The organism is Arcobacter acticola (genome assembly GCF_013177675.1).
In the GTDB taxonomy this organism is placed as follows: Bacteria; Campylobacterota; Campylobacteria; order Campylobacterales; family Arcobacteraceae; genus Aliarcobacter; species Aliarcobacter acticola.
This window is the reverse complement of the sequence record NZ_CP042652.1, coordinates 1,778,824-1,789,175: the sequence shown is the minus strand read 5'-3', so window position 1 is coordinate 1,789,175 and position 10,352 is coordinate 1,778,824. Positions and strand designations below refer to the sequence as shown.

The 10,352-nt window shown below is 26.9% G+C and carries 11 protein-coding genes; 5 read left to right on the top strand and 6 right to left on the bottom strand.

The features are described from left to right. Positions 1-4 precede the first annotated feature (4 nt). Positions 5-1,288, bottom strand: coding sequence for a fibronectin type III domain-containing protein (locus tag AACT_RS09220; protein ID WP_228720467.1), 1,284 nt, complete (start codon positions 1,286-1,288; stop codon positions 5-7). Continuing rightward, positions 1,236-2,222 carry an RluA family pseudouridine synthase gene (locus AACT_RS09215; RefSeq protein WP_172126526.1) on the bottom strand — a complete coding sequence of 329 codons (987 nt, stop codon included), beginning with the start codon at positions 2,220-2,222 and terminating at the stop codon, positions 1,236-1,238. The genes AACT_RS09220 and AACT_RS09215 overlap by 53 nt, the downstream gene beginning before the upstream one ends. Before the next feature lie 19 nt (positions 2,223-2,241). On the opposite strand from AACT_RS09215, the gene AACT_RS09210 reads away from it, so the two are divergent. Beyond that, on the top strand, positions 2,242-3,348 hold the full coding sequence (locus AACT_RS09210; RefSeq protein ID WP_172126525.1) for an FtsW/RodA/SpoVE family cell cycle protein: 1,107 nt from the start codon (positions 2,242-2,244) through the stop codon (positions 3,346-3,348). A 74-nt stretch (positions 3,349-3,422) separates the two neighbouring features. On the opposite strand, the gene AACT_RS09205 is transcribed toward AACT_RS09210, so the two are convergent. Next, a complete protein-coding gene (locus tag AACT_RS09205) occupies positions 3,423-4,127 on the bottom strand; it encodes a hypothetical protein (RefSeq protein WP_172126524.1) in 705 nt (234 codons plus the stop codon). Between the two features lie 8 nt (positions 4,128-4,135). Beyond that, entirely contained in the window at positions 4,136-4,960 is an 825-nt protein-coding gene (locus tag AACT_RS09200; RefSeq protein ID WP_172126523.1) for an energy transducer TonB, read from the bottom strand. Positions 4,961-5,009: 49 nt separating this feature from the next. On the opposite strand from AACT_RS09200, the gene hemL reads away from it, so the two are divergent. The 4 genes from hemL to AACT_RS09180 all read left to right on the top strand — a co-directional run bounded on the left by hemL (position 5,010) and on the right by AACT_RS09180 (position 7,602). Beyond that, a complete protein-coding gene (hemL, locus tag AACT_RS09195) occupies positions 5,010-6,293 on the top strand; it encodes a glutamate-1-semialdehyde 2,1-aminomutase (RefSeq protein WP_172126522.1) in 1,284 nt (427 codons plus the stop codon). A gap of 123 nt (positions 6,294-6,416) precedes the next feature. Then, positions 6,417-6,734, top strand: coding sequence for a pyrimidine/purine nucleoside phosphorylase (gene ppnP, locus AACT_RS09190; protein ID WP_172126521.1), 318 nt, complete (start codon positions 6,417-6,419; stop codon positions 6,732-6,734). A 12-nt stretch (positions 6,735-6,746) separates the two neighbouring features. Further along, positions 6,747-7,070: an AtpZ/AtpI family protein gene (locus AACT_RS09185; protein WP_172126520.1), complete on the top strand. Its 324-nt coding sequence runs from the start codon at positions 6,747-6,749 to the stop codon at positions 7,068-7,070. Beyond that, on the top strand, positions 7,057-7,602 hold the full coding sequence (locus tag AACT_RS09180; RefSeq protein WP_172128623.1) for a hypothetical protein: 546 nt from the start codon (positions 7,057-7,059) through the stop codon (positions 7,600-7,602). The genes AACT_RS09185 and AACT_RS09180 overlap by 14 nt, the downstream gene beginning before the upstream one ends. A gap of 12 nt (positions 7,603-7,614) precedes the next feature. On the opposite strand, the gene AACT_RS09175 is transcribed toward AACT_RS09180, so the two are convergent. Together AACT_RS09175 and rpoD are read right to left on the bottom strand one after the other, a co-directional pair. Next, complete coding sequence (locus AACT_RS09175) at positions 7,615-8,295, bottom strand: hypothetical protein (protein WP_172126519.1); 681 nt, start codon at positions 8,293-8,295, stop codon at positions 7,615-7,617. A 4-nt stretch (positions 8,296-8,299) separates the two neighbouring features. Further along, positions 8,300-10,186 (bottom strand): RNA polymerase sigma factor RpoD, encoded by a 1,887-nt coding sequence (gene rpoD / locus AACT_RS09170; protein ID WP_172126518.1) that lies wholly within the window; start codon positions 10,184-10,186, stop codon positions 8,300-8,302. Positions 10,187-10,352 lie beyond the last annotated feature (166 nt).

The following is a 10,352-nucleotide window of genomic DNA, read 5'->3' as shown; positions in this document are numbered from 1 at the left end:
CTTCTTATTGTTGTGATTTTGATTTTGGTATTGTTAATGAAGCTTCATCTGTTCTATCAGATACTAATCCAAATTCTCCATTTGCTTGAACTGAATACTTATATTCAACTCCACTTAAAACATCTGTATCTTCAAATCTTAAATCGTTTATATTATTTATATTTACAGTTTTATACTCGAAAAAATTAACTTTAATTCTTTTTTGAACATTGTATGAAATTGCTCTTTCATCTCCTGCTTTCCAGTTTAAAATTGCTTTATTACCTTGGATTTGTGCAAGAGTTAATACAGGTTTTAAAGGCTTACCTAATGTACTTCCTTTTTTAGGATCCATGTTAAATTTACTTTCTAAATGATCTTTATCTATAGCAAGTACTTTATAATAGTAATATCTACCATCATCATTTATTTTATCTGAGTATTCTAATGTATCTGCATTTACTGTCGCAATTTTACTAAACCCTAATACGCTATATGAACTCCTATGAATCTCATAACTTATTATGTCACTTGAAGGCGATGCATTCCACGTAATATTGATTTTCTTAGGAAGATTATTAGATACACTAATATTTGAAACATCTTTAGGTAAAGCTTTTGTTTTTCCTACAAGTGTAGCTGTTGGAGCTGATTCTACATCGTTAAATGTAAAAGCTTTTATTCTATATTTATAAGTTGCATTATTGTCTAAACCAGTATCAATATATTCAACTTGCAATCTTTGTTCTACAGTTTTTAGATGAATCCATTCATTTATAGTTTCATTATATTTCTCAATTCTATAATACTGTATTCTTTTATCAGGATGTGGTCTCCACAATAATTTTACTCTATTTGGTAATTCAGAAACAGCTTGTGCAAAACTTACAGGCACAATTCGAGGTAGAGTTTGTGTGATATAAGCTTCTGTTGTTCTTGATTCACTACCATCAGCAGCTTTTGCAGATATTTGATATGCGTATTTTGTATTTGGTTCTAAATCTTTATCCACGTAATGTGTTGCATATCTATTGTCAATAGATTTTACTAATTTAAGAGTTTTACCATCTTTTTGTAAATCTGTTCTATAAAAGTTATATCCAATTACTTTTGGATCATCCACTTTTTGCCATTCAAACCCAATAGATACAATATCTGGAATTGATTTTATAGAATTAAAATCAACAGATTCAATTGCATTATTTACTCTTGGAGTAGTAGGAGTATTTAAATTATCAAATACATTATTACATCCACTAAATAGAAGTATTAAAGCTGTTAATGATGTAGCTTTCATTAAGTTTATCATCAATATTTTCCTTTTGAAAATTTTTATTTAGAAATTCATTTATGTCTTTTGGTAAATTTGCTTTGAAACTCATTTGCTTATTTGTTATTGGGTGAGTTAAATAAAGATAATAAGCATGCAAATAAAATCTATTTATTTTATTTAATTCGCCCTTAAAACCATATAAATTATCTCCAAGTATGTGCCTATTCATCGAACTTAAGTGAACTCTAATTTGATGAGTTCTTCCTGTATATAATTTTGCAGCTATTAATTCAAATTTTTCATTATCACTTAAAGCAATCTTTGAAAAAGCAGATTTTGCATTTCTTCCATTTTCTTCAATAGACATTTTTAATCTGTTATTTACGTTTCTACCTATTGGTTTTTCAACAATTATATTTTCTTTTAAAGGCATATCCATGATTGCAAGATAATATCTTCCCATAGATTTATCTTCTAGTTGTCTTGACAATCCTAGGTGTGCTTCATTTGATTTTGCAACTACCATTACACCACTTGTACCTTTATCAAGTCTATGAACGATACCATGTCTTTCTTCACCACTAATTGTTGAAAGTGAGATTTTTTTTAGCTTTAACCAATCCACTAAAGTTGCATCTTTAACGCTTGGTGCATCATGAACTGTTAGATTATAAGGCTTATTTACAACTAAAATATGATCATCTTCATAAATAATTTCTACATCTTTATCTTTTAGAGATTCTCTTACAAAATTTTCATCTTTAGTAGGATTTAGTTCAGCTTGGGGAAAATGAACATCAATACTTTGATTTTTTTTTAATTTATAACTTGTTTTACTTACTGTTTTACCATCAATTTTTACGTATTCTTTTTTTATTAATTGTTCGATTTGATTTCTTGATGCGTCTATTTTTGATGCAAGAAATTTATCCAGTCTATTTTCTTCATTTACAATAAAATTTTTATCCATATTTAGATACTCTTTCACTATGCGTTTATTTGATAAAAGAATTATTTCCCATTTTGATTATTTGTTAATAATATTTGTTTTACCATTGATATTCTTATCATACCATTTAATTGGTGAAACAAACGAACAATTAGCTAATAAGCAATTATTTTATTACTCAATTTCCTTATTTGCATTTTTTATAGTATTTGTTTTACCTATAAGAAAAAAATTAAGAATGATCCCCACATTATACTGGATTGGTATAGCATTACTGGTGGCTGTAGAGTTCGTAGGTATATCAAAACTTGGTGCTCAAAGATGGATACATATTCCTATCCTTGGTACTACAATCCAACCATCTGAATTAATAAAACCTATTTTTATTTTAATGTTAGGATATTTGATACAACAAAGACCACCTCCTAAAAATGGATATAAAGTTTTAGACTTTTTATATTTTTCATTTTATATTTTGTTACCATTTTTATTAATTGCAAAAGAACCTGATTTAGGTACAGCTTTAGTATTATTATTTGTTGGTTATGGAATATTATTTATAATAGGAGTAAATTGGAAGATTTGGGCAACTATTATTATTACCCTTGGTATTGCCTCACCTTTTATTTACACTTATTTGATAAAAGATTATCAGAAAAAAAGAATCACAGACTTTATTTCAGAAAAACCTAGTTATCACGTACAACAATCAATTATTGCTATTGGTTCAGGTGGTTTAACTGGAAAATTAAGTGAAGAGGCTACTCAAACTCAATTGAAGTTTTTACCAATTGCTACAAGTGATTTTATTTTTGCTTATTTTGTAGAAAGATATGGTTTTTTAGGAGCCATTGGATTAATCTTCTTATATTTATTAATTATTATGCATTTATTGACCATGAATTATTATTTTAAAGATGATTATATAGTCAGGGCTTTTGCTTCAGGTTTGGGGCTTTTGATATTTTTTAATATGAGTATTAATATTTTGATGGTTATTGGATTTGCCCCAGTTGTTGGAATTCCTTTACCTTTGTTTTCATATGGTGGTAGTTCTTTTATTAATTTTATAGTGACATTTGCTATTTTAGAAAATTTATTAGCATTTAGATATATGAACTTATATAATTATGAGAGAAAATTATAAATAATAAAGAATTTAAAGAGAGTATTTTATATCTATCCCTAGAGGGAAAGATATAAATATAATTTTAAGAATATCTAATGCATACCTTGTTCATCCAAAACCTTATTTAAAATCTCTAAGTCATAGATTGATTTTCCACAATCATCTTTCTTAGTTTGAATATTAATAACTTTTTCTTCTTTTTCATTTACGTATTCATAATTTAAAATATAATCTTTTTTTAATAAACTTAAACTAATTTCATCTTCACAAAGAGAATTTTGTATTTGTCTTGTAAATCTACTTTTATCATTTTCTTCAATCAGTGAGATATTAAATAATTGATAATTATAAAATATTGTTTTCTTTTCTTTATAAATATCTATTAAAATACTCACAGAATCAACTTGCATAGGTAATGTTTTCCTAAAATCTTTAATTTCATTTTCAATAGAATAATCTTCTAAAAAATAAAATTCAAGAATATCTGTAAAATAACTTAATGAAAAAAACAGATTTATTGATACTATAACTTTTGAAAGAAATGACCATATTTTTGAGCCTTTATAATTATTTGCACTTTTAAAAACAAACATAAATATTAATATGGAATATATTAAAATAATTAAATATAAAAATAATTGGAAATAGTTTGTTTCATAAAAAGTATTACTTAAAGATTCAATTTGAAAAAACACTTCTATACAAAAAGAAATAAAAATAAACCAAAACCAAAATACTATAAAAAGTGATATCTCTCCTCTTAGCAGTTTTTTAAAGTATATTTTTATTTTATTCATAATTAGCCTTAGTATAATTGGTATCTAACATTAAATTTTAATTTTGTTGATGTTGTAGGTCTTGGATAATCTTTATATGCAATTTCTATCAACTCTAAAGAATACTTATCAAAAACTTCATAACCAGATGAATTTGTAACTCTAAGATTTGTAATACTTCCATCTGGATGAAACATAAATTCAATAACATTTGCTCCACCAATTTTTAGTTTAGCAGCCAATGGAGGATAACCTAGTCTTGTTAAAACTCTTTGTGTAATAACTTGAAAGTTATTAAGATTTTTTTCTAAATATGCTTTCTGAACTTTTGTAAAAGTTTGATATTCTTCACCATATAGTTTTTCAAGTTCATTTAGTATTTCTTTATTTATTGGTTCTTTTTGTGATAAAAAGTTTTCTAAAATACTATTTTGTAAAGAATCATCTTTTTTAATAATTTGATCTTTTAATACTTTTTCTTGAAATTCTTTTGATTGTGTAACATCAATTTGTTTTTTTACTTCAGCTCTTTTTTCAATTTTTTCAATTTTTTTTGTTTCAGTTTTTTCTATCTCTTTTTTTTGAGTTTTTGATTCGCTCAATTTATTTAATAGTTTCTCTACTTTTTTTGTTTCTTCAGTTTTTTCAGGCTCTAAATTTTTTTTAATTTCAGGAGTATTTTTTATCTCTTCTGTAATCTCTTTTTTCTTTAGTTTTACAAATTTTACATCAGATTTTTTTTCTATAATTTCATCTTTATTCTTTTTTTCATTAAATTCTTTATTTCCATAATTATAAAATGCAAGAAAATGCAAAGATATTGAGATAATAAGGGCTAAGATAATAATTTTCATAGCGCGATTATAGTACAATTATCATAATAAATGATTAATAGGAAAGTGAATGTTTGATAAATCAATTAAAGCTTATGAAGAAGCTTGTAAAGTAATACCAGGTGGAGTTGATTCTCCTGTTCGTGCTTTTAAAAGTGTAGGAGGAACTCCCCCTTTTATAGATAGAGGTGAGGGTGCTTATTTATTTGATATAGATGGAAATAAATATTTAGATTTTGTACAATCTTGGGGACCACTTATTTTTGGTCATTGTGATAGAGATATTGAAAATGCTGTTATTGAAACTGCAAAAAAAGGTTTATCTTTTGGTGCACCAACACTGCTTGAAACACAATTAGCTAGTGAAATAGTTGAAATGTATGAGAATATTGATAAAGTTAGATTTGTGAGTTCTGGAACTGAAGCTACTATGAGTGCTATTAGACTTGCACGTGGTGTAACTGGGAAAAATGATATTTTAAAATTTGAAGGTTGTTATCATGGTCATTCTGATTCACTTTTAGTTCACGCTGGATCTGGATTAGCTACTTTTGGAACACCAAGTAGTCCAGGAGTTCCTGTTGATTTAACAAAACATACTTTAGTTTGTGAATATAACAATATTGAAAACTTAAAAAAATGTTTTGAAGATTCATCTGATATTGCTTGTATTATAATCGAACCAATAGCAGGAAACATGGGATTCGTTCCAGCTAGTGATGAGTTTTTAGCAGCTTGTAGAGAATTATGTGATGCAAATGGTGCTTTATTGATTTTTGATGAAGTAATGACAGGATTTAGAGCTTCTTTAAAAGGTGCTAGTGGTATTTTAAAAACAAAAGCTGATATTATCACTTTTGGTAAAGTAATAGGTGCTGGAATGCCTGTTGGTGCTTTCGCTTCTAATAAAGAAATCATGGGTCATTTAAGCCCTGATGGTGCTGTTTATCAAGCAGGAACTTTAAGTGGAAATCCAGTTGCTATGGCAGCAGGACTAGTGAGTCTTAGAAAATTAAAAGCAAATCCTGAAGTTTATGATGAATTAAATGCTAAAGCACTTAGATTAATAAATGGATTAAAAGAAGTAGCAAGTTCTAATAATATTGGTTTACAAGCAGATGCAAGAGGAAGTATGTTTGGATTTTTCTTTGCAGATAAAATGCCAACAAATTTCAAAGAAGTATCAAGTTTTTGTGATTTCAAAAGATTTGCTACATTTCACCACGAAATGTTAAAAAGAGGTTTCTATTTTGCTTGTTCTCAATATGAAGCTGGATTTATTTGTACTAAAATAACAAATGATGATATCGATGCTTGTATTAGTGCAGCTAACGAAGTTATGAAAAATTTATAGTTTAAAGAACAACTCGTTGTTCTCTTTAAAGTTTGTTTCTTTAGCTTTAGCTTTGCTATAGCGTTAAAAGAAATTTAATATTTAAGGTCCCATTTTAGAAGGGACTTCTAAAAAGGAATAAAAATGCCAACAATTAAAAATGTAGAGTTAACAAAAAAAGCAAATGTATATTTTGAGGGAAAAGTAACAAGTAGAAGTTTTGTAGATGAAAATGGTGTAAAAAAATCTTTAGGTATTATGATGCCTGGTGAATATACTTTTGGAACAAATGAAGCTGAACATATGGAAATTATTTCAGGGAAAGTTGAAATTTTAATAGCTTGTGGTGATAGTAACTGGGAGACTATTAATGGTGGAGAATATTTTGAAGTTCCAGCTAATTGTTCTTTTGAAATTAAAGTTTTAGAGATAACAGATTATTGTTGTACATATTTAGCATAGTTTTGGATTATTATGTCAGATAACGTAAATAAAGATGAAAATACTGAACCAAAACCAAAGCACCAAGATAAGATAGTAGCTCTTGATAGTTTATCTCTAGGGATATCTATCGTTGCTGCTATAATCATAGGTTTTGGTGTTGGGTATGGTTTAAAACAATTAACAGGTTATACATGGGCTTTATGGGTTGGAATTGCATGGGGAATCGCAGCAGCTATTTTAAATATTTATAGAGCATATAAAAAAGCACAAAAAGTATATGAAGGAATGGAAAACGATCCTCGATATGCATATAGAGCAAAACATGGAGATAAATCTTTTGATGATGAAGATTAATCCAGAAATTTTGAAGTTTGCAAAGGTCTTTATTATAATTGACCTTTGTATTTTCTTTTATGCATTTATTTTCCAAAATGGTTTATGGTTTTTAAATTCTCAGGTTGCTTTCTTTTCATCATTATTTATTACAATTGCTTCTTTTTTATCCTATAAAAAAAATATTCAAAGTAGAATATCAAATCTTGATTTATCCCAATCAAATGGCTTAGACCAAAGAGATAAAATTGATGAAATAGATGATCCTTATGATTTATATACTGAATATGAAGAAATACCTGAAAGTGAATTAACTCCTGAAAAAATTAAAGAGATTATAAATGATGAAAAATCAAAGGTAAAGAAAAATACTTTTAAAAATACATTATTTTCAGCAGGAGGCTTTTTATCTATTTATAGAGTCTTAGGTTATGGAGTATTGATTTTTGGATTTTTTGCTTTAAACAATAATGGTATCTTTTTACCACTTGCATTTATTATTGGATTGGGAATTGTACCAATTGGAGTTTTATTTTCAAAGCTTTTAAAATAAAGCTTTGAAAACTTAAAGAATTAAAGGTAAATCTATTGTCACCTTAGTATCATCTTTTGTTAAAATAAATGAGTTGTTTTCTTTAATATTTAAAGAAGAGAAATCATTTTCTTTATCTGTAGAAATTTCAACACTTATTAATGAATATTTTTTCTCATCAATTTTGATGTATTCACCAATTTTTAATAATATTGAACATGAAACATTTTTATTACCTTTAAAGGCATCAAAAATTTGATTTAGTGTTTTTATAAATGAACTAGCATCAAGCTTAAACTCAGGGATAGAAGGATCATAGTTCTTAATAAAATTGATATCTGATTTAATTTTACTTGTTGAAATTGATAAATCAACTAAAGTAAAAATATTTGTAACGTTGATATTTTTTATATTAAGAGTATTCTCTTTTTTTACCATTGCACTTTTATACAGTTTCATATGAATTTCATCTTCATTTTCATACATTACAGTTATAGCATAAAAAGTATAATTCTTAATTGTTAAATCAATATAAGAAGTTAGTGCCCCAAAAGTTTTTGGGGCATAACTTAAAGCTAAATCAAAAAGCTCTTTTTGTTTTATTCTATTTAATAAAAACTGTGCTTCAGAATTAGAATATATTATCTTTGAAGTAGATGAAAAAGATAATATAGGATTTAAATCTAATTCAATCCACTCTTCAAAAAAACTCATGATTCTAGCTCTCTACGTAATTTTTAAGATTTTTACCTACTTTAGGATGCTTTAATTTCTTAATAGCACTAGATTCAATTTGTCTTACTCTTTCTCTTGTAACAGAAAGTTCTTTCCCAATTTCTTCCAATGTTCTATCACTTGCATCTTCCATAAGACCAAATCTCATTCTGATAACTGCTTGTTCTCTTTCATTTAATTGACCTAAAATTTGATCAATTTGACCTTGTAAATCTTCCTTCATGATGTTATCAACAGGTGTTGGTGCTTTTTCATCAGGAACGAAATCTCCAAATTTACCATCATCATCACTTCCAATTGGAGCTTCTAAAGATACAGGCTCTTTAGTGATTTTAATTACTTGTTTAACTTTATCAACAGGAAGTCCAACTTCTTTTGCGATTTCATCCACATCTGGCTCTTTCCCATTTTCTTGAATACCTTTTCTGATGATTTTATTAATTCTATTAATAGTTTCAATCATATGTATAGGAATTCTAATAGTTCTTGCTTGATCTGCGATTGCTCTAGAAATTGCTTGTCTAATCCACCATGTTGCATAAGTAGAGAATTTATAACCTTTTTTATACTCAAACTTATCAACAGCTTTCATAAGACCGATGTTTCCTTCTTGAATTAAATCTAAGAATGGTAAACCTCTATTTGTATATCTTTTTGCAATAGATACAACAAGTCTAAGGTTTGATTTTGCCATTCTTGTTTTAGAAGTATCAGTAATTTGTTTACCTCTTTTGATTTGTTCAAGAACATCTTTTAATTCTTCAGGTGTTAAATCAAAACCACCTTTAGATGCTTCTTTTGTTTGGAAAAGTTTTTTAATTTCCATATAAGAAGAAACCATAGTAGCTTCAGGAACCATTGAAGTAATTTGTGCTTTTGTTAAATTAACAATATTATCTAAAATCTTTTTATGATTTTTTAATAATGTTTCATTAAATAAAGGTAATTTATACTCTAATCTTTTTAATTCACCATCAAAACCTGTATCAGATTTTAAAGCTGTTTCCATTGCTTTTACAATTTCAGTAATTAATTTAGATGTAGGTCCTAAGTCAAGTAATGCTTCTTTTAAGATTTTCTTTTTAAATGCAACTGCAAGATTGAAAGTCATTTGATCTACTTCATCATCTGATTTTGCTGTTTCTTTTGCTGAAAATTTAAGCCAATCTTTTTTTGCTTTTTCTAAGATTTTAAATGCTTCGATGATAGTTTGTGCTCTTTTATCAAGTTTCTTTTGCTTTTTAACACCACCTTTTTCTTCATCAGAATCACTATCAGAATCATCATCAGAATCATCAGAAGTATCTTCTTCAATTTCCTCTTCTTCTTCATCACTATCAGAATCATCATCATCAAAATTTCTAAATAATTCTTTTACTTTTCTTTCTCTATTAACTAATGGTTCTCTATATTCTAAAATGAAATCTATTAAGTATGGAACATAACAAATAGCATCAAGAATAATATCTTCACCCATTTCAATTTTTTTAGAGATTTCGATCTCTTCTTCTTTAGTAAGTAATGGAATTTGTCCCATTTCTCGTAAATACATTCTAACAGGAGAATCAGATCTTGACCATTCTAATAACTCTTTATTTTTCAATAAATCGTAAACGTCATCTTCATTCTCAATTAACTTTTCTCTTAATTCTCTTCTTTTCTTAGCCTCTTCTGCATTCATTCTTTTTGCTTGTTCTTGAGAACTAATTACAGTTACATTACATAATTGAATTAATGCTAAAAGTTTTTTGATATTTGGACCAGAAGGTGCTTTAGGGAAGATTTTAATAATTTTTTCGTAAGTAAGTACTGAATCTTTGTACTCTTTTACAAGTTGTTCGATAACTTTATTTATATCTTTTACACTCATTGTATTAGGAAATCCTCTTCGTAAGATGGTCGGATATTATACCCAAATTAATTAAAAAAACTATTAAAAAAAACTATTTAAACAAATATTACTGAAAAATTCGCTAAAATGCATTTTTTTTGAAAATATTCATTTAATGAATTTTAAAATTTATTAAATTCAAGGA

Bases quoted from the DNA above. Each gene is read 5' to 3' on its own strand.
- AACT_RS09205 (WP_172126524.1), bottom strand. From the start codon at position 4,127: ATGAATAAAATAAAAATATACTTTAAAAAACTGCTAAGAGGAGAGATA.
- rpoD (WP_172126518.1), bottom strand. From the start codon at position 10,186: ATGAGTGTAAAAGATATAAATAAAGTTATCGAACAACTTGTAAAAGAG.
- AACT_RS09215 (WP_172126526.1), bottom strand. From the start codon at position 2,222: ATGGATAAAAATTTTATTGTAAATGAAGAAAATAGACTGGATAAATTT.
- AACT_RS09200 (WP_172126523.1), bottom strand. From the start codon at position 4,960: ATGAAAATTATTATCTTAGCCCTTATTATCTCAATATCTTTGCATTTT.
- AACT_RS09185 (WP_172126520.1), top strand. From the start codon at position 6,747: ATGTCAGATAACGTAAATAAAGATGAAAATACTGAACCAAAACCAAAG.
- hemL (WP_172126522.1), top strand. From the start codon at position 5,010: ATGTTTGATAAATCAATTAAAGCTTATGAAGAAGCTTGTAAAGTAATA.
- AACT_RS09180 (WP_172128623.1), top strand. From the start codon at position 7,057: ATGATGAAGATTAATCCAGAAATTTTGAAGTTTGCAAAGGTCTTTATT.
- ppnP (WP_172126521.1), top strand. From the start codon at position 6,417: ATGCCAACAATTAAAAATGTAGAGTTAACAAAAAAAGCAAATGTATAT.
- AACT_RS09175 (WP_172126519.1), bottom strand. From the start codon at position 8,295: ATGAGTTTTTTTGAAGAGTGGATTGAATTAGATTTAAATCCTATATTA.
- AACT_RS09210 (WP_172126525.1), top strand. From the start codon at position 2,242: ATGCGTTTATTTGATAAAAGAATTATTTCCCATTTTGATTATTTGTTA.
- AACT_RS09220 (WP_228720467.1), bottom strand. From the start codon at position 1,288: ATGATAAACTTAATGAAAGCTACATCATTAACAGCTTTAATACTTCTA.